This window comes from Brevibacterium sp. CFH 10365 (genome assembly GCF_009299785.1).
GTDB classification, from domain to species: domain Bacteria; phylum Actinomycetota; class Actinomycetes; order Actinomycetales; family Brevibacteriaceae; genus Brevibacterium; species Brevibacterium limosum.
In genome coordinates this window covers 354,969-377,698 of sequence record NZ_VIGO01000006.1, presented here as the reverse complement: position 1 = coordinate 377,698, position 22,730 = coordinate 354,969, and the positions used below count along the sequence as shown (strand labels likewise).

At 63.6% G+C, this 22,730-nt stretch carries 17 protein-coding genes; 13 read left to right on the top strand and 4 right to left on the bottom strand.

Going from position 1 to position 22,730, the window contains the following annotated elements:
• The first annotated feature begins 250 nt into the window (after positions 1-250).
• Both FHG09_RS14470 and FHG09_RS14465 read left to right on the top strand, forming a co-directional pair.
• A complete protein-coding gene (locus FHG09_RS14470; protein ID WP_152348337.1) occupies positions 251-1,639 on the top strand; it encodes an MFS transporter in 1,389 nt (462 codons plus the stop codon).
• 74 nt (positions 1,640-1,713) lie between these two features.
• Positions 1,714-2,700: a DUF2804 domain-containing protein gene (locus tag FHG09_RS14465; protein ID WP_152348336.1), complete on the top strand. Its 987-nt coding sequence runs from the start codon at positions 1,714-1,716 to the stop codon at positions 2,698-2,700.
• A gap of 11 nt (positions 2,701-2,711) precedes the next feature.
• Here FHG09_RS14465 and FHG09_RS14460 read toward each other — a convergent pair whose 3' ends face one another.
• The gene (locus tag FHG09_RS14460) at positions 2,712-3,617 is read right to left on the bottom strand and encodes a patatin family protein (protein ID WP_152348335.1); all 906 of its coding nucleotides are present in this window, start codon (positions 3,615-3,617) and stop codon (positions 2,712-2,714) included.
• 350 nt (positions 3,618-3,967) lie between these two features.
• On the opposite strand from FHG09_RS14460, the gene FHG09_RS14455 reads away from it, so the two are divergent.
• From FHG09_RS14455 to FHG09_RS14420, 8 genes are all read left to right on the top strand, one after another.
• Positions 3,968-5,239, top strand: a complete 1,272-nt coding sequence (locus FHG09_RS14455; RefSeq protein WP_152348334.1) for a hydroxyacid-oxoacid transhydrogenase — start codon at positions 3,968-3,970, stop codon at positions 5,237-5,239.
• On the top strand, positions 5,236-6,606 hold the full coding sequence (locus tag FHG09_RS14450; RefSeq protein ID WP_152348333.1) for an MFS transporter: 1,371 nt from the start codon (positions 5,236-5,238) through the stop codon (positions 6,604-6,606). Before FHG09_RS14455 ends, FHG09_RS14450 begins: the two co-directional genes overlap by 4 nt.
• Before the next feature lie 13 nt (positions 6,607-6,619).
• Positions 6,620-7,402, top strand: a complete 783-nt coding sequence (locus FHG09_RS14445) for an IclR family transcriptional regulator (protein ID WP_152348332.1) — start codon at positions 6,620-6,622, stop codon at positions 7,400-7,402.
• 121 nt (positions 7,403-7,523) lie between these two features.
• Positions 7,524-8,417: a universal stress protein gene (locus FHG09_RS14440; protein WP_152348331.1), complete on the top strand. Its 894-nt coding sequence runs from the start codon at positions 7,524-7,526 to the stop codon at positions 8,415-8,417.
• Positions 8,418-8,447: 30 nt separating this feature from the next.
• Positions 8,448-9,938 (top strand): PLP-dependent aminotransferase family protein, encoded by a 1,491-nt coding sequence (locus tag FHG09_RS14435; protein ID WP_227492785.1) that lies wholly within the window; start codon positions 8,448-8,450, stop codon positions 9,936-9,938.
• 157 nt (positions 9,939-10,095) lie between these two features.
• Positions 10,096-11,487 carry an aspartate aminotransferase family protein gene (locus FHG09_RS14430; RefSeq protein WP_227492784.1) on the top strand — a complete coding sequence of 464 codons (1,392 nt, stop codon included), beginning with the start codon at positions 10,096-10,098 and terminating at the stop codon, positions 11,485-11,487.
• A gap of 10 nt (positions 11,488-11,497) precedes the next feature.
• Positions 11,498-12,613 (top strand): phosphotransacetylase, encoded by a 1,116-nt coding sequence (locus FHG09_RS14425; RefSeq protein ID WP_227492783.1) that lies wholly within the window; start codon positions 11,498-11,500, stop codon positions 12,611-12,613.
• Positions 12,614-12,628: 15 nt separating this feature from the next.
• Positions 12,629-14,200 (top strand): APC family permease, encoded by a 1,572-nt coding sequence (locus FHG09_RS14420; protein WP_152348329.1) that lies wholly within the window; start codon positions 12,629-12,631, stop codon positions 14,198-14,200.
• 140 nt (positions 14,201-14,340) lie between these two features.
• On the opposite strand, the gene FHG09_RS14415 is transcribed toward FHG09_RS14420, so the two are convergent.
• From FHG09_RS14415 to FHG09_RS14405, 3 genes are all read right to left on the bottom strand, one after another.
• Entirely contained in the window at positions 14,341-16,059 is a 1,719-nt protein-coding gene (locus FHG09_RS14415) for a cobaltochelatase CobT-related protein (protein WP_152348328.1), read from the bottom strand.
• Positions 16,059-17,009 carry an AAA family ATPase gene (locus FHG09_RS14410; RefSeq protein ID WP_152348327.1) on the bottom strand — a complete coding sequence of 317 codons (951 nt, stop codon included), beginning with the start codon at positions 17,007-17,009 and terminating at the stop codon, positions 16,059-16,061. Before FHG09_RS14410 ends, FHG09_RS14415 begins: the two co-directional genes overlap by 1 nt.
• 64 nt (positions 17,010-17,073) lie before the next feature.
• Positions 17,074-17,892, bottom strand: coding sequence for an IclR family transcriptional regulator (locus FHG09_RS14405; protein WP_152348326.1), 819 nt, complete (start codon positions 17,890-17,892; stop codon positions 17,074-17,076).
• Positions 17,893-18,129: 237 nt separating this feature from the next.
• Between FHG09_RS14405 and xsc the strand changes: the two genes are divergently transcribed.
• The 3 genes from xsc (at position 18,130) to FHG09_RS14390 (ending at position 22,724) form a co-directional block, all read left to right on the top strand.
• Complete coding sequence (gene xsc / locus FHG09_RS14400) at positions 18,130-19,950, top strand: sulfoacetaldehyde acetyltransferase (protein WP_152348325.1); 1,821 nt, start codon at positions 18,130-18,132, stop codon at positions 19,948-19,950.
• 194 nt (positions 19,951-20,144) lie between these two features.
• Positions 20,145-21,755: an amidohydrolase gene (locus FHG09_RS14395; protein ID WP_227492782.1), complete on the top strand. Its 1,611-nt coding sequence runs from the start codon at positions 20,145-20,147 to the stop codon at positions 21,753-21,755.
• Between the two features lie 3 nt (positions 21,756-21,758).
• Positions 21,759-22,724 carry a CobW family GTP-binding protein gene (locus FHG09_RS14390; RefSeq protein WP_152348323.1) on the top strand — a complete coding sequence of 322 codons (966 nt, stop codon included), beginning with the start codon at positions 21,759-21,761 and terminating at the stop codon, positions 22,722-22,724.
• Positions 22,725-22,730 lie beyond the last annotated feature (6 nt).

Below are 22,730 nucleotides of genomic sequence, written 5' to 3'. Positions count from 1 at the left end.
ATCCTCTGGCGACTCTTCTCCCTCCCATCAACGTCGTGGCCGATTTATTTCCACGTTGCAATACGTGCGAGGATCTGCTTTGATTTCTCTACAGAGCACCTTCGGCAGCTCGCAAACTCGTCGAATCTGCTCAGACTTGCCTGCTTGCCTTCACAATCAGATACAACCTCGTGTGGATCGAAAGCAGCACCACTGCCGAATAGGTCGTCAGAAGTAAGAACTATGACGCCTGGAATGATCAAGGAAGCTCATGCCTTTGAACAGCACCGCAAAACCGATCACGCACCGGGACCCTGAGAAGCCAGGTCGCATCGAGAAGATCGGCTATGGAATGGCCGGAGGCGCCAATAACGTCGTCTGGACCGGGATATCGACCTTCCTCGTCTACTTCTACACCGACATCGTCGGCATCGCCGCAGGCCTGATCGGCACGATCTTCCTCTTCTCACGCATCATCGACGGCGCAAGCGACGTAGTGATGGGCGTCGTCCTCGACAAGACTCGCACTCGCTTCGGCAAGGCTCGGCCGTGGCTGCTGTGGTTGGCGCTGCCGTTCGCGGTCGTCGCGACCGCGCTCTTCGCGGTCCCCGATGCCAGCACCACCACCCAGATCATCTACATTATCGTCACATACAACATCGCACTTCTCGTCTACACAGCGGTCGAGATCCCCCACGGCACCCTCGGCGCGCTGATGACCTATGACCAACACCAACGTTCGGTGCTCAACGTGGCCAAGATGATCGGTGCTTATGTCGCCATCATCGCCATCACCAACATCACCCTGCCGATCGTCGACTTCTTCGGCGGCGGTCAATCCGGCTGGGTCTACACCTTCGTCCTCTTCGGGCTCGTCGCCGCAGCCACATACTTCTTCACCTTCTGGTCCACAAAGGAGCGGACCGACCCCGTCGGCACCAAGCAGAATGCCGTCAAGCCCACCGTCAAAGCCAGCCTGATATCACTCGTGCGCAACAAGTACTGGTTCATCGCGACCCTCGTCCTGCTGCTCATGTACATCTACAACGCCATCACCGCCGGCGTCGCAATCTACTACTCCGAGTATGTGCTCGGCTCCCCCGCATTGGTCGGTGTGGTCGCCACGGCTCTCACACTCGCTACCTTGGGCGGGATGCTCCTCGTCGTCCCCATCACTCGACGCTTCGGCAAGCGCAACACAGCGATCGTCGGCTGCCTGATCGCGATCGTCGGTTCACTCATCATCTTCGCTGTTCCCGACAGCACTGCCGTCGTCGTCATCGGACAGGTCGTCCGCGGGATCGGCAAGGCAGCAATCATGGGAGTCATCTTCGCCATGCTGGCCGACACAATGGAATACGGCGAATGGAAGACGGGAATCCGCATCGAAGGTCTCATCTACAGCGGGGCCAGCATGGGAATCAAGGTCGGCACCGGACTCGGCAGCGCACTCATCGGTTGGGGCTTGGCAGCCAGCGGGTACCTCGGTGGTCAGGAGACCCAATCCGCAGAGGCCGTCTCCATGATCTCGAACCTCTTCATCTGGGTCCCGACGCTCGTCAGCGTGCTCATGGCAGTGCTGCTCTACTTCTTCAAACTCGACAAACAGTATCCGCAGATCCTTGAGGAGCTGCGGGTCATGAAAGAACGACAGGCCTGAACACCGAAACCGCGATAGTCCACGCCGATGAGCTATCGACTCAGCAGACCAACTCACGAACTCAAAGGAACCAAATGGAGAGAGAACTTCACCAGCCCGTCGACATGTGCCTCAAGAACGGGACACTCAACGAAGCTGCAGTCGGGTGGAGTCGGTTCCCGGTGCACAATGCCAATCTCAAGGGCTGGGGTCGCAGGAAGCGGTTCGACTACTGGTGCGTCGTGTCACCGGAGATGATTCTCGCATTCTCCATCTCTGACACGGACTACAAGGCCGCAACCTCTTTGTTCTTCTTCGACAGAAAGACCCAAACCGAGACGACGGCAAGCAGCATGGACTGGTTCAGGTCCAATCCGTCCTCGCGTGCACCGTGGGGCTCACAGCAGATTCGCTCCGGTGACAAAGACGTCGATATCTCGATCACCTTCGGCGATCAGATCATCGCGCTCAACGTCGCCACGGCGAACGTCAACGCCGAGGTGGAGGTCAGCGTTCCAAACGACCACCAGTCGATGGGCGTCCTAGTTCCGTGGAACAGCCGACGCTTCCAATACACCCGAAAGGACAACTGCCTGACTGCCAGCGGGCGAGTTCGCGCCAACGGAGTCACCTACCGACTTGATGAGACGACCACGACAGCGACCATGGACCACGGCCGCGGCAAGTGGCCTTACGACACCTTGTGGAACTGGGCTTCCGGCAGCGGAACGACGGATGGTGAAGTGATTGGCCTGCAGTTCGGTGCCAAATGGACTGCCGGAACTCCGTCGACCGAAAATGCGCTGCGCCTGGATGGCCAGATCGAAAAGATCAGCGAAGAGCTCGAGTGGACGTATGACACCGATGACTGGATGGCCCCGTGGACGATCAAGGGCGAACGAGTCGACCTGACTTTCACCCCCGAATACCATCGACACTCCGAGTTCGACAAGAAGATCGTCAGCAGCCGCGAAGAACAGGTCTTCGGCCATTTCTCCGGAACGGTCTGGTCCCTGGCAGGGCGTGAGTATCGGGTGGAGAACATCTTCGGATGGGCCGAAGAAGTGCACAGGCGGTGGTGATGCTCGGCTCCCTACGCTGCGCTCTCTACCCCTAGAAACTCACGGATGACCGGCAGCTCACGCCTCGCCTGCGACAGACCCATCCGGTGGGCGGCGGCGAGGCGCGAGAGGTCGCGGGTGCTGTTGTCGACGGGCATGCGTTCGGGAACGAAGACGTGAGCCTTCCCCTCCTCTTCGAGGGCGAAGATGCGTTCCCGCGTCTCGTTGTACCGCTTCCACCGGGTCAGCAACGCATCGGCCAAAGCCGGATACCTGCGGAATATTCCGCGGTAGACCGCCGAGAACCGCTGCGGCGCCTTCCTATATGAGCGCTCCTGCGTCAGGATGATAACGAACTTCTCGAAACCTTCGCGCTGAGCCTGGCTCAGGGCGATTCCGCCGTCCTCCCCCATCGCACCGTCGACGTACACACGCCCATCGAGGTGCACCGGCGGCATGAGGCCTGGCATCGTCGAAGACGCGCGGACCCGAACCATGAGGTCATCGATGTGCGGAGCGTCGTTCTTCGACCACACCACATCGTCACCGGATTCCGCATCGAATCCGATGATCCGCATATCACCTTTGCTCTCCTGGAACGCTTCCCAGTCAAAGGGCAGGGCCTCATTCGGTCCACCCGCCCGCTGGTAGATGTACTCAGCATTGAACATGCCCTGGCCACGCGCGAAGTATCGGAAGCCTCCGAACTGCTCGTCGGCCGCGAACTCAACGAAGGACCGACGCGCACGCCATCCGTCCTCGGAGAGGTAGTTGACCGTGTTCGAAGCACCGGCACTGATACCAGCAACCCAGTCGAATGACAGACCAGCGTTGAGCAGACTGACGACCATCGCACTGGTGAGTGAGGCGCGCATGCCTCCACCTTCGAAAATGAGAGCGGTGTCGCTGATTCGCGTCGAGGTCGAAGGTTCTGTCATGCCCGCCATCTTAACGATGATCGCGCCGCCGCATTCATCCAACCCCAACAGCAGCGCTCGACGACCGCTCCGTTGACATGCTGTTCACCAGAGTCGGACTGAACTTCGCGATGCCATTCGCCATCCTGCCAAGCCAAGTCGTCGCAGCCGATGTTTCTCGGCTGCTTCTTAATCTCCGGTCCAATTGATATCTGCTGGTCAGGGAGCTACAGCTACCGTTCCTTCTCCACCACTCACATGCCCTCAGCACAATTTCTTTTGTGAAGTGCTTCACATTTTCGCTCTCAACTTTTAGGGTCGAAACACAATGTGGGGAACCCTCCCACATATGAATGCAAAGGAGCATCAGCATGGGCACACCTCAGCAGAACGAATCCGTATTCACTTGGGCCGCCCCACCCTTGAAGTTCGGAAATGGTTCACTCAACGAGCTCTACTCAGACATCAAGACATTCGGCGCACAGTCATGCCTCATCATCACTGACACTCACATTCGCGCCACGGGCATACCCGATGACGTTCTCCAGCAGCTCAAGGACGAAGACATCTCGGCCGACATCTTCGACGAGGTCGGAATCGAACCGACCAACGAAAGCATCGACTACGCAGTCCGCTGGGCGCGACAGAGAGAGTGGGACTGCTACGTCGCTATCGGCGGCGGATCGGTGATCGATACCGCGAAAGCCGTCAATCTGCTCACAACACACCCCGGCGAACTCCTCGACTACGTGACACCGCCCATCGGCGTAGGCACCGCTCCTTGGCTGCCGCTGAAGCCCCTCATCGCCGTACCGACCACGGCAGGCACCGGCTCCGAATCAACGACGATCTGCGTCATCGACTTTCTGGACATGCACCTCAAAGCCGCGATCAGCCATGCCCGGCTTCGCCCGTCGATGGCGATCGTCGATCCGCTGACCACCGTCACCCTCCCCTCCCAGGTCACTGCGGCAAGCGGGATGGACGTCCTCTCACATGCGCTCGAAAGCTACACGAGTGTTGCCTTCGACGCGAAGCCTGCCCCGGACGATCCGACGAAACGACCAGCCTTCTGCGGGTCGAACCCCATCAGCGACATCTGGTGCGAACAGGCACTCAGGCTGGTGGGCCGCAACCTGCGCAAAGCCGTGATGAACGGCCGCAATATCGATGCGAGAAGCCAAATGGCCCTGGCTTCGGCATCAGCCGGAACCGGGTTCGGCAATGCCGGCACCCACCTCCCCCACGCAAACGCCTACCCGATCGCCGGCGCGGTTGAGAATTACAGAGCCGAAGGATACCCGGAGATGGTCATGGTCCCGCACGGCCAAGCTGTCTCCGCAACCGCCCCCGCCGTCTTCCGCTGGACCTATCCGGCCGACCCCGACCGCCACCTCCGCGCCGCAGAACTGCTGAGCGGCCAGACGTTCACTCGCACCGACGGAGCTGAGGCACTAGCCCACGTGCTCACCGAACTGATGCACGACATCGACATGCCGAAGGGACTGCGCAGCTTCGGCTACACAGAAGACAACATCGACGAACTCGTCGATGGAACCCTCAAACAGACGCGACAGATGGCCGTCGTGCCCCGTCCGGTCACACGCGAATCACTGACAGGAATCTTCCGGGAGTCATTATGAGCTCGAGTCCTCAGCCAACCGATGTCAGCTCCTTTACCAAGAAGGACATCCGCATCGTCATGATGTCCTGCATCGTCGGCACCACCGTCGAATGGTACGACTTCTTCCTCTACGGATTGGCCGCCGGGCTTGTGTTCAACAAGCTCTACTTCCCCAGTGACGACCCGCTCATCGGCACCATTCTCGCCTTCGCCAGTTTCGCCGTAGGATTCGTCGCACGGCCCGTCGGCGGACTGGTCTTCGGCCACATCGGCGATCGAGTCGGGCGGAAGAAGACTCTGGTCACCACCATGATGATCATGGGTATCGCCACATTCCTCATCGGCGTCATTCCCACCCATGCGATGATCGGCTTCGCCGCTCCTCTGCTCCTCGTCATCTGCCGAATCGCCCAAGGTGTCGCCGTCGGCGGCGAATGGGGCGGGGCCGTGCTGATGGCGGTCGAGTACGCATCAAAAGGCAAGCGCGGCCTCTATGGCAGCTTTCCTCAGATCGGGCTGGCCGTCGGACTTGTGCTCGGCACAGGAGTCTTCGCGTTCCTCGGCGCAGTGATGTCCGATGCTTCGTTCCTGAGCTGGGGATGGCGAATCGCCTTTATGTTCAGTGCTGTCCTCGTCGGTGTGGGGCTCTTCATCAGGCTGAAAGTGATGGAGACACCGGCTTTCGCCAAACTCGAGAAAGCAGAGGCACGCGCAGTCATTCCCGCCGTGGAACTGGCCAAGGACAGGCAGAGTCGACGCAACATCATTCTGGGTATGGGCGCACGTTGGGCCGAAGGCGTCGCCTTCAATCTCTGGGCCGTCTTCATCATCACCTACGCCACGTCGAGCCTGGATGTAAGCCAGGGAACGATCCTGACCGCGGTCATGGTCGGCGCGATCATCATGGTCGGAGTCATCCCACTCATGGGCAGATTGTCCGATCACTTCGACCGACGGCGCATGTACGCACTCGGGGTCATCGCACTGGGCATCTTCACCTATCCGACGCTGCTGCTCATCGGCACAGGAAATCCGCTGCTGATCTTCATCAGCATCGGCGTCGTACTCGGCGTCGTCTATCCAGTCGTCTATGCGCCAGAAGCCTCGCTCTTCGCCGAACTGTTCCCCACGTGGACCCGATACAGCGGAATCTCGGTCGTCTACCAGATCTCTGGAATCGTGGCCTCCGGGATGACGCCGCTCATCCTCTCCTATCTTCTCCGAGAGAGTGACGGACACATCGGGGCGATCGTGGCATACGTTCTCGCTGTCACGGTGATCAGTGCCGTGTCGGCTCTGCTGATTCGACGCAAGGACATGTTCACCGAGGACATGGAAGACGAAAGTCACCGTGAGCGGTCTCGCAAGGTGCCTGTCAGCCCCTGATAAGCTCACCACCATGGTGAATGGGCATCCGGCAGGTACTCAGGCCGTCGGTCGTGCGCTGAACATTCTCAAGCTTCTGGCCGACACCGAGGCGGATCTGCCCCTCTCCTCCATCGCTGAGGAGTTGGGGCTGTCCTCCGGAACCGTCTACCGCATCGCGAAGGCGCTTCTGGCTGAAGGTCTCATCGCCCAGAACCCGTGGAACGACGCGTACTACCTCGGCAGCGGCGCGGTGCTCCTCGGCCAGGCGGCACAGCGGAGCTTCGGAATCGACAAGATGATCCCGTTCCTGGAACGGCTCAATGAGATGACCGAAGAATCAGTCAATCTCGCCATCCGCGACGGCGGCGAATCGGTCGTCATGACTCGCGTCCAATCCACGCTGCCCCTGCGCTTCGTGCAACGAGTCGGTGCGCGATTCCCTCTGTATGCCACGGCCTCGGGCAAAGTGATCCTCGCGTTCTCGGATAATGCAGACGAATACTTCGACTCACTTCCCGATCAGCTCGAACCGGTCACAGCGAACACGCTGAGCACACGCGACGATGCGCGATCTGCTGTGCGAGCCACCCGAGAACGAGGCTTCAGCATCGACGATCAGGAGAACGTGGACGGAGTTCGCTGTGTCGGAGCGCCTGTCCTCGACGCCAAAGGACAAGCGCAGGCCGCCATCGTCATTCAGGGTCCGACGGTGAGGATGGACGACGACCGCCTCATCAGCTTGGGCGCCGATGTAGTCCGCGCGGCACAGGAGGTCTCTCGGTTCCTACCCGTCGACCATCCGCTGTCGATGTGAGAATGACTCCTCAGGCCACTGATCTGCGCTTTGTCGACGGTCAGAGGCCTCACCTATAGTCGAGTTGGGAGGCGGAAGACGCGCCCACCCAGATACAGAGCACCAGGTCAAAGGAGACTCAATGCGTTACGTCGTCGGAATCACTCTGGACAGACGAGACCGAGATGCCGTCTCTTTGGCCCTCACTCTGGCACGCTCCGTCGTTGCCCCGCACAGTGTCGCAATCGAACTCGTCCATGTCATTCGCGGGCCGCAGCCCGACCACGCTCAGTCAGCTCAGGAGCGAGAGTTCCAACAGCTGCGCAAAGACTCAGCGCAGGAGGGCCTCGCAAAGGTCGACGACCTCATTCCCAAGACAATCACGTCCACAGCCACCGTCCACTTCGCCGATTCGATGGCAGAAGGCCTTCTCGACATCGCTTCCACCGGGACCTGCGACCTCATCATCGTCGGCGCAGCCAGCCGCGGCCCGTTCCGACGGTTCACTGTGGGATCCGTGGCCAATGCCCTGCTCCATTCAGCCTCCGTACCCGTCGCGCTCGCGCCGTCGGGTTACCTGCCACCGAGCAGACTGACACGACTCACCTGTGCAATGGGAACAAGAGTCGGCGCTGACGCAGTCCTGGATGTGTCGGTCAGCTCGTCGGTCCGGCACGACGTCCCACTCCGGCTCATCTCACTCATCGGTTTGGACGCGCCGCCGAACACACCGGACGGGCGTTCTCCCGCCGATCATGCACGAGCGCTGCTGCTGAGTGCATCACAGCAGGTCGACGATGCCGTCGAGGTCATGGTCGATGTCGCTCACGGGCGGTCTATCGACTCCGCGGTCGAACGACTGAGCTGGAACGACAGCGAGATCGTCCTCATAGGTTCGAGTCGCCTCGCACAGCCGAGGTCGCTGTTCCTCGGTGCCACCGCGAACAAAATGCTCCGCAGCATCCCCGTACCGATGGTCGTAGTCCCCCGTTACCCGGTCGGATACGGCAAGAACTCGAACACATTGGCACTGTAGGCCCGCAAAGCAATGACCCCGCATCCCGACATGGACCACCACGACGACCACGCGCTGCTCAGAGCCCCTATCGAAATCTCGCCGAAGTCGAAGGAGCCGCTCTATCGGCAGCTCCGCAGGGCACTCGAACACCAGATCCTCTCCGGCGCCTACAGCCCTGACGTTGCACTTCCGTCATCGCGGGACCTGTCGCACGAGCTCGGGCTCTCGCGCAACACCGTCAACGCTGCTATCCAGGAGCTTGTCGCCACCGGACTCATAGAAGCCCGACCACGCAGCGGGCACTTCGTCAACAGCAAACTGCTCGCCGATGCGACTGCGGACAGCGACGGCACTCGCCGACTGAACGCTCCCATCGATTGGGAGAAGAAGATCCGGCCTGTCCGAGACGTCCATCTGCCTGAGATCACCAAGACGAAGAACTGGCAGACCTACCCATACCCATTCGTCGCCGGCCAGGTCGATCCAGAAGAGTTCCCGCGCCTCGCTTGGGCAAAAGCCCTACGCACTGCGATGGAACCCGAGCATCTCCAGTTCTCTGTCCGCGACGCCATCGACGAAGACGATCCGCTGCTGGTCAAGCTGCTGTGCCAGCGCGTTCTGCCGAGCCGCGGCATCCATGTCGATGCCGAGAATGTACTCGTCACAGCAGGATCCCAACAGGGACTCGACCTCTTGGCACAGCTGCTCGTCGGGCCGGACACCACCGTCGGCGTCGAAGACCCCGGATACGTCGACGCCAAACATGCCTTCGCCCGCGTCGGCGGCCAGCTGTTTCCCTTGAAGGTCGACAGTCGGGGCATGATCCCACCGCCCAACCGGCTTGACCTCATCTACGTCACCCCCAGCCATCACAGTCCCACGAACGTCACTCTCGATTCCTCGCGTCGAACGCAGCTGCTGGCACACATGCGTGATTCGGACTCGCTCATCATCGAAGACGACTACGATTCGGAGTTCCGCTACCGAGGCAAACCCACCCCCGCACTCAAAGCCCTGCCCAGTTCCGAGCACGTGATCTATCTGGGCTCATTCTCCAAATTCCTCGCCCCCGGCCTGCGACTCGGCTACATCGTCGCGGAACCCGAACTCATCAGACGCATGCGCAGGCACAGACGCTACTCCATCCGCCACGTCCCCGGACACACTCAACGCGCCATGGCGCTGCTCATCGAATCCGGCCAATACCACCGAACGATTTCGCGTCGCCGCACCCAGCTGCGCAAGAAATGGGAGACGCTCACGTCTGCGCTCGAGAAGCACCTGCCGTGGACCGTGCCCTTCCCTGCCGGAGGGGTGAGCGTGTGGATCGAAGCCCCTGCACATCTCGATGCGAGAATCCTCGCCGCCGAATGTCTGCGCCGAGGCGTCGTGATCGAGCGAGGCGATCCGTTCTTCCTCTCCCCCGGGTCCCACCGGAACAACTTCAGACTCGGCTTCGCGGCCATCGACCTCGAAGCCATCGAACCCGGTGTACGAATCCTCGCCGAGGTGATCGACTCGGTTCTCGGAGACCGCTGACCCTCCACCGTCATCTGGCACCAAAGAACTCATATCGGACTGGGACTTCATTCGGAACCAGATCACCACGAGAGTGATGTCAGGCACACCAACGAAGGAGTGCCGGAGTCGGGACGCCTCGACGTACCGACCCAGACAGTTCGAATGGAGGGTTCGCGTGACGATCTCGGATTATGCAAATCGTGCCCAGCAGCATCTTTTTCCCCACTTCACCACCGGCAGAGTGTGGAATGACGACGATCTTCCGATCATCGTCGAAGGGCGCGGAAGTTACCTCACCGACGAACGAGGCGATCAGTACCTCGACGGTCTGGCAGGACTGTTCTGTGCGAACATCGGCCACGGACGCCAGGATATTCCCCAGGCCGCCTACGAGCAGATGAGCAAGCTCGCGTACTGGACGAACTGGGGTTCGGCCCATCCGGCGGCAGTGAACGCGGCCACGCGCATCGCAGGCCACGCCCCCGGCGACCTCGACACCGTGTTCTTCGTGAATTCGGGGTCCGAGGCCGTCGAGTCCGCCGTGAAGTTCGCCCGCCAGTACCACCGCTCCCAGGGACAGCCCGAACGCACGAAGATCATCGCGCGGGACATGGCCTACCACGGCACCACCCTCGGCGCCCTCGCTGTCACCGGCATCCCTGGCTACAAGGAGCCCTTCGGCGAGCTCATGCCCGGAGTCTTCCACGTGCCCAACACGCTCGGAGAAGAGATCCCAGCCGGGGGCACCGCCGCCGACCTGCCCTCGATCCAGGCCATCAGAGAACTCATCGAACGGGAAGGCGGGGACACCTTCGCCGCCCTCTTCGCCGAGCCGGTCCAGAACTCGCGCGGAGCACTGGTACCGCCGGAAGGCTACTGGCAAGAGCTGCGGAAGATCTGTGACGAACACGGAATCCTCCTCGTCGCCGACGAAGTGATCACCGGGTTCGGTCGGCTGGGCGAATGGTTCGGCTCGATCAAGTTCGACGTCGTCCCAGACCTCATCACCTTCGCCAAGGGCTCGACCTCGGGCTACATGCCCCTCGGCGGAGTCATCATCCGCAAACCGCTCGCAGAGGCCCTGCTCGACTCGCCCAATGCCGGAACGTTCACCCACGGCGCCACCTGGGGCGGCCATCCGGTGGCCACCGCGGTTGCCACCGCCAACCTCACCGCACTGGAAGAGGAGAACGTCCCCGGCAACGTCCGCAGCCTCGCTCCCTACTTCCAGAACGGCCTCGACCGGATCGCCGACTCCTACCGGTGCATCAAGGAGTACCGTGGCACCGGATTCTTCTACGCCATCGAGATGATGGCCGACCGCGACACCGGTGCCGAACTGACTCCGGTGGCCTCGACACAGATCCTCACCGAAGTGATCCCGAAGTCGATGAGGGAAGTCGGGCTCATCACCCGTCCCGACAACCGAGGTGCCACGATGCTCGTGCTCTCACCGCCGCTGGTCGCGGACCAGGCCGTCCTCGATGATCTGCTCGACAAGGTCGACCACGTCATGGGATCCGTCGACAAGCACCTCGGCGTCTCGACGCTGACGGCTGCGGTCTGAGGTTCGCACCATGTTGAAGACGCCGGCAGCGCGCGACCGCACCGAACCCCAGGGCACGACCGTCGCGACCGACCTTGAGTCCGTCACGATCGACTCCATGCTCCTCGAACGGGTTCTCGTTCTGTGCGGAGAAGGACCGCGACCGAGGGTCATCCTCGCGGAGTCCCACGACGAGCGTATCCTTCGCGCTGCCGGCGCCCTCGCCGAGGTGGGGGTCCAGCCCGTCCTCATCGGAAACGGTCCCGAAGTCCGGGACCGTGCGAAGCGGCTGGGCAGCGCCGGTGCCGACGGATGGTCCGTCGAAGACCCGGCGGTGCTCGCAGCCGGGCCCGCCGGGCAGAGAATCCGCTCCAGCGCAGAGAGGAAGCATCCCGAACTCGCCGAGCAGTGGCTTGTCGATCCCGTCTTCCTCGCCGCCGCAGCCGTCAAGGAAGGACTCGCCGATGCCGCCGTCGCCGGCGCGGATCGGCCCACGGCCGATGTCATTCGGGCGGGGCTGAGTGTCGTCGGTCTCGCTCCGGATGCGCCCCTGCTCAGCTCCTCATTCCTCATGCGCCTGCGCGACGGGCGATACCTGGGATTCGGCGACTGTGCGGTCATCCCGGCCCCCGACGATCAGCAGCTCTCAGCGATCGCGATCGCCACTGCACACACGTTCACAGCGATCACCGGCCAGACCCCATCCGTGGCGATGCTGTCCTTCTCCACTGCCGGTTCGGCCCAGCACTCCGACATCGATCGGGTCAGAGCAGCCACCGAGCACATACGCAGCGGCTGCCCCGACCTCGATGTCGACGGCGAGCTCCAATTCGACGCAGCCATCGTCGAATCCGTGGCGAAGTCGAAATGCCCCGAATCCGCAGTCGCCGGCCACGCGAACGTGCTCGTCTTCCCGAACCTCGCCGCGGGCAACATCGGCTACAAGATCGCCGAACGCCTCGGCGGAGCACATGCATACGGTCCGCTCCTCCAAGGGCTTGCGGCTCCGATCAACGACCTCTCTCGCGGGGCGAGCGTGTCCGACATCGTCAACGTCGGACTCATCACCTGCCTGCAGGCGCTCACCCCCGCGGCGAGCGCCCAGCACCCGACGAAATCCACTGCCCATACCTTCACAACGAAGTGACGAAAGTAAGGTGCCATGTCGAAATCAATAGAGAACCCACCTCAGAATGTCGCCTCCGAGCCATCGGCGGCCGGGGACGGCCAGCAGCCCGAGAGGATGGCCAAGACGCTCAAACCGCGCTGGGTCTTCGCTATCGCCCTCGGCTCGGCGGTCGGCTGGGGTGCGTTCATCCTCCCCACCGATTGGCTGGCGATGGGCGGTCCTCTGGGCACTCTCGTCGGCTTCGCCCTCGGTGCCGGCCTCATGCTCATCATTGCCGTCAGCTACGGCTTCCTCATCCGCACCTTCCCCGTCTCCGGCGGTGAGCTGGCATACGCCCTCATCGGGTACGGCAGAGTGCACGCCTTCTTCGCCGGGTGGTTCCTCACACTCGGCTATGTCTGCATCGTCGCACTCAACGCTTCGGCCCTGGCTCTGCTGTTCCGCAAGATCATGCCCTCGGTGATGGAACAGGGCTATCTCTATTCCGTCGCCGGCTGGGATGTCTACCTGCCCGAGATCTTCATCTCGATCACCGCACTCGTCGTCTTCGCCATCCTCAATATCCGCGGCACCGCACTGTCGGGTCGGGTCCAGTACTGGGCCTGTGTGCTCATGATCATCGCGGTCTCTGCGATCATCGTCTCCGTCATCGCCAGCCCGACGACTCATTTCTCCAACATGTCACCAGCACTGCCGGACGGTGTCAGCCCGGTGGCCGCGATCATCGCGATCGTCGCCATCGCCCCGTGGGCGTTCATCGGCTTCGACAATGTTCCGCAGGCTGCCGAGGAGTTCGACTTCTCACCGGCCAAGGCGCTGCGCCTCATCGTGCTCGCCATCGTCACCGCCGCAGCACTGTACATGGCGATGATCGTCTCAGTCTCCATGGCCGAACCGTGGCAGACCCTGGCGAATTCGGGCTCAGCCTGGGGCACGGCCGATGCGGTCACCGGCGTCGTCGGCGGCTCGGGTCTGCTTCTGCTCGCCATCGCCATCACCATGGGGGTGAGCACCGGCCTCAACGGCTTCTACGTCTCGGCCAGCCGCGTGCTCATGGCCATGGGCCGCGCGCAGATGATTCCGCCGATCTTCGCTCGCCTGCATTCGAAGCACAAAACCCCGCACATCGGGATCATCGCCGTCCTCATCGTCTGCCTCATCAGCCCCTGGTTCGGCAGGGCAGCACTGACCTGGGTCGTCGACATGTCCTCGATCGGTGTGACCATCGCCTACCTCTACACCTGCCTGTGCGCCTTCCGGATCTTCCGCCCTACTCGTGAGGCCCAAGACCCCGAGGCGCTGCCGGGAATGTACTCGACGACGAAGAAGGTCCTGTCCGGTGTGGGAGCGGTCATCGCGATCATCTTCATGCTGCTCCTGCTCATCCCGGGTTCGCCCGGTGCGCTGGGGCCGCAGTCGCTCATCGCCCTTGCGGTCTGGATCGTCATCGGGGTCGTATTCTTCCTCTCTCGCATCCGGCACAACAGGAAGCTCACTGATCTGCAGGTCGATCGTCTGGTCCTCGGTGACGAGCGTCCTGCCGTCACCCGGTTCGGCGAACGCGCTCAGCTGCGCCGCGAAGGACGGCTGACCACGGACGGCTGACAGGATCCGGACCAACCCGGAGAACAGAGCGGTCGGCCCGCTGCCAGGTCTCACCAGCAGCGGGCCGACCACTGTCGTCGGTTCAAGCGCCGAGGAACGTATGCGGACGAGGAAGCCCCTCGTCCTCACTTGCGGTGGACTCAGCGAGCGAGGACGGTGCGGAGTCCGTCGACGACCGACCGCACCGAGGCGCGGTCCCCCAGAGATTCGGCATCGAGTTCGACGCTGGCGGGGTAGATGAGACCGGGGTCGGTGCCGATGCCGACGCCGAGCGTCCCGATGTCGCCGGCCCGTCGCAAACCGGCCACCGTAGTCTCGAGGTCACGAGCGAGGTAGTCCTCGTCATTGGCGAAAGCGGTGGCGGAGTCGGCCGGCAGACCGTCGCTGATGACGACCACGGCCGATTTCGCCGCCTGCTGGCTGCGCAACCGGCCGACCGCCCAGCGCAGGGCTTCGGCGTCGACCCCTTCGCGGAACAGCGAGGTCTTGAGCAGACCGCCGAGATGGGAGCGCGTCCGCCGCCACGAGGACGCTCCGGACTTCATCACCAGGTGATGGAGTTCATTGAGCCGCCCCGGCCGATCGGGCGAGCCGGCCCTCTTCCATTCGTTTCGCACGCGTCCGCCGTTCCACGCGTTGGTGGTGAACCCGAGGATCTCGGTACTCACGTCCAATCGGTCCAGGGCGGTGACGAGCACGTCGAGGAGGGCTCCGAGCCCGAGCGCATGAGGTTTCATCGACCCCGAGAGGTCGAGCAGGAAGGTCACGGCGCAATCGGTCTCGGCACGCTGCGAACGTCCACGGAAGACGCGCGGATCGCCAGGGGAGGTGATCAACCGTGTCAGCCGAGAGGAATCGAGGAACCCGTCCTCGGAATCGACGAGTTCGTGGGCGTCCTTCACCGCCTCGACGACACCGTGCAGACGGGAGACGACGGGCGCCAACGGCACCGACCGACGTGCCGTTTCGGCGGCGATGGCGGTCCTGCCGCTGCGCAGACTCTCCGTCCGAACCACCTCGGCGATGGTCGATTCCCGGTCGAATCGCGTCGTCCACACTCGGTAGCCGCGGGCGAGGTGGAGCTGCCCACCGGAATCCTCCGGGGCGGGAGCGAACAGATCCTCGGCGATGTCGAAGACCAGCGGCAGACTCGGTGCGGCGCGACGCTCGCGGGCTCCGGACCGCGTGCCTTCTCGCTCTTCGACGGCGGCGATCCGGCCGGCGAGCGTGTGTGCGAGTTCGCGGGCCACCTCGGCGAAGGTCTGCTGATCGTGTCGGGCATTGCGCAGCGGGATGAGGAAGGGCCCGAGTTCGGATGAGAGTTCGAACCGGGATTCCTCGAGGAGGTCGGAGTCCTCCCGACCGATCGGCTCTCCGGTCAGGATCGACCGGGTGACGACGATGACCGTGTACAGCAGCATGCCCAGGTGGGTCTCGTGCAGGCGGCTGCGCAGATACTCGCTGCGCCAGTGCGCGTTTCGCTGGGACAGGTTGGCGCGCACACCCGCTTGCCGGGCCAGGGACTCGCACCGGAACTGTTCGAGGATCTCGACGAGGAGGCGCTCTTCGCGGGCCTGCGGCAGCTGCTGACCGTGGAGCTCGGGATCGCTCCACTTCCGGCGCATGGCCATGGCGTCTGTGGCTCCGCGCAGAGAGGTCAGATCGGACCGGGAGGGATCGGGGTAGAGGTGGGGTGCGTTCATCGGCAGCAGACCGTTCGCGTCGGCCGGCCGGTGCGCCCACAGGTCGACCCCGGCATCCTGACTCAGTGCGCGGAACACGGCGGCCAGGCGGCGCTCGAGGACGAGTTCCTCCCGGTCTGAGCGCTGAGTCGATGACTGCGGACCGTGCGTGGTCATCAGCTTGCCGACGCCGTTTGGTCGAGGTCGAGCTCACCGCCGAAGCAGCGCTGGTAGTACTCCGCGACGAGCGGATGTTCGGTGGCGTCGCAGCGGTTGAGGAACGAGAATCTGAAGGCCAATTCGACGTCGCCGAAGATCACTGAGTTCTCGGCCCAGGAGATGACCGTGCGCGGGGACATGAGCGCGGAGACGTCGCCGGCGGCGAACCCGCTGCGCGTCAGCTGGGCGACCTCGATCATCGTCGCCACCGTCTCCTCGCCCAGGCGCGTCGCCGCCTCGGGCACCTGTCCGGTGACGACGAGGAGTTCTTCTGCCGGGTCGAGGTAGTCGAGTGCGGCGATGATGTTCCACCGGTCGAGTTGGGCCTGGTTGAGCCGGTTGACTCCGTGGTAGAGGCCGTTGACGTTGCCCAGGCCGACCGTGTTCGCCGTGGCGAAGAGTCGGAAGTGCGGGTGGGGGCGGATCACTCGGTTCTGCTCGGTGAGGGTGAACAGGCCATCGCGTTCGAGCAGTCGCTGGATGATGAACATGACCTCGGGGCGGCCGGCATCGTATTCGTCGAAGACCAGCGCCATCGGCCGCGTCAGCGCATAGGGGATCACGCCTTCCTCGAAGGCCGTGCGGGGCTGGCCGTCCTCGATGACGACCTGATCCTTGCCGACGAGATCGGACCGGGAGATCTGTCCGTCGAGGTTGACGCGCATGAGCGGCCAGTTGAGGCGGGCGGCGATCTGTTCGATGTGCGTGGACTTCCCCGTCCCGTGCAGACCCTGCACGAGCACTCGCGATCCGTGGGAGAACCCGGCGAGCACCGCCCGGGTCACCTCAGGGTCGAACCGGTAGTTCTCATCGATGCGCGGGACCAGATCACTGTCCTCCTCGAGCATCGGCACGGGCATATCGGCATCGATGCCGAACAGTTCTCTCAGTGTTGAAACGTCGGCCATGAGCGCCGTCCTTTCCTGGTCGTGGTTCAGCCACACTGTGGCGGCGGGTCAGTCTGGTCGCGGTTCAGGCCGAGTTCTCGTCGGCGCGGTCGATCTCGTCGAGAACGGCCATGCGCTGGGCGGCTTCCTCCACCACCGGCAGCAGTTCGACGAGGTCGTCGATCGACTTCCGGATCACGGGAGCTTGGACCGCCAAGGCCTGATTGGATCGGCCGAGATCGGTGGGGATGAGCACTGCGAGGCAGACGAGGCCCTCGAGGTACTCCTGCCGGTCCAGGGCATAGCCGCGGCTTCGGGCCGAATCGAGTTCGGCCTCGAGCTCTGCCGGATCGGTGAGAGTGTGCGGCGTGAACTCTCTCAAGAGTGAACTGCTCAGCAGCCTGCGGCGCGGCGTCTCTCCGTACTGAGAAGCGATCATCTTCCCGCTGGCCGAGGCGTGGATCGGCACGCGGCTGCCGGCTTCGAGATGCACGCGCAGCGGGTGTGAGGTCTCGACGCGATCGAGGTAGATGACCTCATCGCCGGAGACCGCGGTGAGGTTGCAGCTCTCACCGATCTCCTCGGACAGCCGGGACAGAATCATCCGCCGTGCCCCCTGCCTCGAGTCATTGAGCAGAACGTCCTCGGCCATCCGTCGCAGCCTGGCTCCGGTGCCGTAATGGCGGCCGTCGCTGTGGCGAGTGAGCAGTCCCGCGCCTTCGAGCTGCTGCAGCATCCGGTGGAGTGTGGGTTTGGGCAGACCGGTCTGGACGACGAGGGCCTGCAGGGTGAAGATCTGGTCGCGGGTGGAGATGAACTCCAACAGCGACACCAACCTCAGCGCAGGTGTCTCACCGGCGAGCGAGGTCCGCTCGTCGATTTGCGGCTCCGTCAGATCGTCCATTCTCGCTACCTCCCCGGCCCTCTTCGGCCTTCGCTCGACAGTCGCTCCCGCTCCGCAGCCAGCGCCTCCATGATTGCTCCGTCTCGAAATATCGTACCAAACGAATTCTTTTTCGGAACTCTATTGACACCGACGGAGCTCGGACCATAAATTCGAGGTGTTCCGCTTTTCGAAGTGAAATGAACACAAAACCGAGACCACAAGGCAGTGGTCCTACGACGAACAGGAGACGTTGCGATGACGGAACTGGCCGATCGAACCGAGAGCGCGGCGCTGAGCGACGCGGTCACCACTCAGAAGATCACCTCCTCAGAGGCCTTCGTCGAAACGATGGTGGCCAACGGTGTCACCGATATCTTCGGCATAATGGGTTCGGCGTTCATGGACGCGATGGACATCTTCGCCCCCGCCGGAATCGACTTCATCCCGGTGGTCCATGAGCAGGGAGCCGCGCACATGGCTGATGGCTACGCCCGCGCATCAGGACGGCACGGGGTGGTCACCGGCCAGAACGGGCCGGGAATCTCGAACTGCGTCACCGCTATCGCGGCCGCGTTCTGGGCTCACTCCCCAGTCGTGATCGTCACTCCCGAAGCGGGCACGAACTCGATCGGGCTCGGCGGCTTCCAGGAAGCCAATCAGCTGCCGATGTTCCAGGAGTTCACGAAGTACCAGGGCCATGTGTCCAATGCGTCCCGCATGTCCGAATTCACCGCTCGCTGCTTCGACCGCGCGAGGTCGGAGATGGGTCCCACTCAGCTCAACATCCCCCGTGACTTCTTCTACGGGGAATGCGATCCGCAGATCCCGACACCGCAGAAGGTCGATCGGGGCGCAGGCGGTGCCGAAAGCCTCGAGGAAGCGGCAGACCTTCTCGCCTCGGCGAAGAACCCCGTCATCGTCTCCGGCGGCGGCGTCGTCATGGCCGATGGCGTCGATGAGTGCATTGCCCTGGCCGAGCGCCTCGGGTCGCCGGTGGTCAACAGCTATCAGCACAACGACTCCTTCCCCGCCAGCCACCCACTGTGGGCCGGACCATTGGGCTATCAGGGTTCGAAGGCCGGAATGACGCTGATCAACCAGGCCGACGTCGTCCTCGCTCTGGGCACCCGCCTGGGACCATTCGGCACCCTGCCGCAGTACGAGTTCGACTACTGGCCCACCAACGCGAAGATCATCCAGGTCGATGCCGACCAGAAGATGCTCGGCCTGGTGAAGAAGATCGACGTCGGCATCTGCGGCGATGCCAAGGCAGTCGCCGAGGATCTCCTCGCCCGCCTCAACGACCGCGAGGTCGCCTGCGACGCCACGAAGGACCAGCGTGCCGGACTCATCAAAGCAGAGAAGGATGCGTGGGAAGCCGAACTCGATTCCTGGACCCATGAGAAGGATGAGTTCTCCCTCGACTCCATCGCCGAGGCCGAGAAGGAGGACGGCAGCTGGCTGCACCCACGCCAGGTGCTGCGCGAGCTCGAGAAGGCGATGCCCGCCGACGTCATGGTCTCCACCGACATCGGCAACATCAACTCGGTCGCCCACAGCTATCTGCGGTTCGAGCGTCCGCGCAGCTTCTTCGCTCCGATGAGCTTCGGCAACTGCGGCTATGCCCTGCCGACGATCATCGGTGCCAAGCGCGCCGCTCCCGAACGTCCGGCCATCGCCTATGCCGGCGACGGCGCCTGGGCGATGAGCATGGTCGAAGTCCTCACCGCGGTCCGCCACGACATTCCGGTCACCGCCGTCGTCTTCCGCAACCGGCAGTGGGGTGCGGAGAAGAAGAACCAGGTCGAGTTCTACGGCCACCGCTTCATCGCCGGTGAGCTCGACAACGGAGAGAGCTTCGCCGCCATGGCCGAATCGATGGGCGCCGACGGAATCGTCGTCGACCAGCTCGACGAGGTCGGCCCGGCCCTGCAGAAGGCCGTGGATGCGCAGAAGACCGAGGGCAAGACCACCGTCATTGAGGTCATGTGCACGAAGGAGCTCGGCGATCCCTTCCGCCGCGATGCACTGCGCAAGCCGGTTCGGACTCTGGACAAGTACAAGGACTACGTGTGAGTCCTCGATACAGGTGAGCGCCGGTCGCCGGAGATGGTGGTCGGGTCCGTCCCGACCACCATCTCCGGCGACTCCGGTGCCGCCCATCATGCACGACACAATCGAACAGCGGCCCGTCGACGACGACGTTGCCGCAGAAAGCTGGCGCTCACACGATGAACTCGCCCGAACAGATCATCTACCCAGCCCGGACCGTGAGAACCCTTGATCCCGCACGGCCCACCACCGAGGCGGTCATGGTCCGCGGATCGCGGATCCGAGCCGTCGGTTCCCTCGACGAGCTCAAGGCCTACGGACCCTCCCGCATCGACGACCGCTACGCCGACGCCGTGATCTTCCCCGGAATGGTCGAAGCCCACGCGCACGCCGGCAGCGGAGGGATGTGGGAGAACACCTATGTCGGCTTCTATCCGCGCAAGGATCCCGACGGCACGATCTGGTCCGGCTGCACGAACATCGAGGAGGTGCTCGACCGTCTGCGGGACGCCGACACCCGCCTCGGCGACGGTGAGCTCCTCGTCGCCTGGGGGCTCGACCCGATCTTCTTTCCCGGCGAACGTCTCGACAAACGCCACCTCGACTCGGTGTCGACGACTCGGCCGATCTTCGTCAGCCACCAGAGCGGGCACCTGGCCACCGTGAACTCGGCGATGCTGAAACATGAGGGCATCGACCGCGACTGCCCGGTCGAAGGCGTCGTCCGCGGTCCTGACGGCGAACCCAACGGCGAACTGCGGGAGCCTCCGGCGATCGCGCTGATCTCCAGCGCCTCCTCTCTCCTCGGCGGTCCGTTCAATCCGGCTGCTCTGCGCGGGTTCGCCGCCGACGCTCGCAACCATGGGGTGACCACCTCGGCAGATCTCGGCAACCCCTACATCATGACCGATGCCCTCGACGAGCATCGCAGAATCCTCGACGACGAGGACTTCCCGCTCCGGCTCTCACTGTTCCACCTCGGCGGAGGCATGGGTGCCGGCGGCGACCCGGACACGACGTCGCGGACCCTGGCGGATCTGGCCGAAACCGGCAGCGAGAAGATGCACCTCGGCGGGGTCAAACTCTTCCTCGACGGATCTATCCAGGGCTTCACCGCCCGGCTTCAGGCCCCCGGCTATCTGTCCGAGGACGGCAACGGCATCTGGCTGTCCTCACCGGAGGAGTTCTATCGGGCCTTCCGTGCCTACCATTCGGCCGGCTCGGTCATCCATGTCCACTGCAACGGCGACGAGGCGACCGAACTCTTCCTCGACACTGTCGAGCAGGTGCTGGCCGAAGTCCCCCGCTGGGACCACCGGCACACGGTCACCCACAGTCAGCTGACCACTCCGGCACAGTACCGGAGGATGAAGGCTCTGGGCGTGTGCGCGAACATCTTCTCCAACCACATCTGGTACTGGGGCGACCAGCACCGGGACCTCATCCTCGGTCCCGATCGCGCCGAACGGATGAACGCCGCCGCCACCGCACTGCGCATCGGGGTGCCGATCTCGCTGCACTGCGACACTCCCGTCACTCCCCTCGACGCGCTGGCCACTGCCTCCTACGCGGCCGAACGGGCCACTCCCAGCGGCCGCGTGCTCGGAGTCCACGAACGCATCAGTGTGGCCCAGGCACTAGACGCCGTCACCCTGGGGGCTGCCTACATGCTCAAGCTCGACCACCTCGTCGGGTCGTTGGAAGCGGGCAAGTTCGCCGACTTCGCGATCCTCGACCGGGATCCCTACGAGTGCGAACCTGCCGAACTGCGGGAGGTCACCGTCCACGGGACCGTCGTGGCCGGCCGGCATTTCCGGGCGGCGGGCTGAGCGATGATCGAACTGACTATCATCGGCGGCTACCTCGGGGCGGGCAAGACCACTCTGCTCAACGAGATCCTCGATCGGACCGACGGTGAACGCGTCGCAGTCATCGTCAACGACTTCGGAACGGTCAACATCGACGCGGAGATCATCGCCGGCGCCGACGGCCGGACGTGGGAGATCGCCAATGGGTGCATCTGCTGCGACCTCTCCGACGGGATGGCCGCGGCGATCGAGAGCATCCGGACCGCCGCTCCCCCGGTGTCCCGGGTCGTCGTCGAGGTCAGTGGGGTCGGCCAGCCCGAGGTCGTCGCCCGTTGGGGCGATCATCCCGGCTTCGTCCACGGCGGAGCCCTCGTCTGCGCCGATGCCACCTCCATCCGCCGGGACGTCAACCGGAAATGGGTGGGAGAGACGGTGCTGTCGCAGCTGCGCGGTGCCGACCGGATTCTGTTGACGAAGACGGATCTGGTCGACGAGCAGCAGCGGCGTGAAGTCGTCGACTGGTTGGCGGCGGACCCGGGCATCGACGCGGAGATCATCGACCGGGACGACGTCCTGGCCGGTGGTCGGTCGCAGCGATCGGAGACGGCGCCCGGTGCTGATGGCGCCGTCTCCGAGTCGATTCCGTCCGTCGACGACGGGGGCGCTTCCCGTACCCCCGCACGAGTTCACAGCTCGTGGTCGATCACGGCCGCCTCGGCGATCCATCCGGAGGAGCTGCGCGGTCTCATCCTCGACCTGCCGGAGACCGTCGTCCGCGCCAAGGGGATCCTGCCCGACGAGCGGAGGCCCGGCCACCGGTTCCTCGTCCAATATGACGGTACGAGGTGCGAGACCAGCGAGGTCGCATCGGGGGCCGCGGCGTCGGACGGCGTGGGCTGCCTCGTCATCATCGCGGCCGGCGATCATGCCGGCACTCCCGAAGCCGTGACCTCACTGGCCCGGGCACTACAGGGGTGGGTCGGCGACTAGCCGGCC

Coding starts and splice junctions, on each gene's coding strand:
- FHG09_RS14455 (WP_152348334.1), top strand. CDS start 3,968: ATGGGCACACCTCAGCAGAACGAATCCGTATTCACTTGGGCCGCCCCA.
- FHG09_RS14425 (WP_227492783.1), top strand. CDS start 11,498: ATGTTGAAGACGCCGGCAGCGCGCGACCGCACCGAACCCCAGGGCACG.
- FHG09_RS14445 (WP_152348332.1), top strand. CDS start 6,620: ATGGTGAATGGGCATCCGGCAGGTACTCAGGCCGTCGGTCGTGCGCTG.
- FHG09_RS14435 (WP_227492785.1), top strand. CDS start 8,448: ATGGACCACCACGACGACCACGCGCTGCTCAGAGCCCCTATCGAAATC.
- xsc (WP_152348325.1), top strand. CDS start 18,130: ATGACGGAACTGGCCGATCGAACCGAGAGCGCGGCGCTGAGCGACGCG.
- FHG09_RS14405 (WP_152348326.1), bottom strand. CDS start 17,892: ATGGACGATCTGACGGAGCCGCAAATCGACGAGCGGACCTCGCTCGCC.
- FHG09_RS14415 (WP_152348328.1), bottom strand. CDS start 16,059: ATGACCACGCACGGTCCGCAGTCATCGACTCAGCGCTCAGACCGGGAG.
- FHG09_RS14470 (WP_152348337.1), top strand. CDS start 251: ATGCCTTTGAACAGCACCGCAAAACCGATCACGCACCGGGACCCTGAG.
- FHG09_RS14390 (WP_152348323.1), top strand. CDS start 21,759: ATGATCGAACTGACTATCATCGGCGGCTACCTCGGGGCGGGCAAGACC.
- FHG09_RS14420 (WP_152348329.1), top strand. CDS start 12,629: ATGTCGAAATCAATAGAGAACCCACCTCAGAATGTCGCCTCCGAGCCA.
- FHG09_RS14440 (WP_152348331.1), top strand. CDS start 7,524: ATGCGTTACGTCGTCGGAATCACTCTGGACAGACGAGACCGAGATGCC.
- FHG09_RS14465 (WP_152348336.1), top strand. CDS start 1,714: ATGGAGAGAGAACTTCACCAGCCCGTCGACATGTGCCTCAAGAACGGG.
- FHG09_RS14460 (WP_152348335.1), bottom strand. CDS start 3,617: ATGACAGAACCTTCGACCTCGACGCGAATCAGCGACACCGCTCTCATT.
- FHG09_RS14450 (WP_152348333.1), top strand. CDS start 5,236: ATGAGCTCGAGTCCTCAGCCAACCGATGTCAGCTCCTTTACCAAGAAG.
- FHG09_RS14410 (WP_152348327.1), bottom strand. CDS start 17,009: ATGGCCGACGTTTCAACACTGAGAGAACTGTTCGGCATCGATGCCGAT.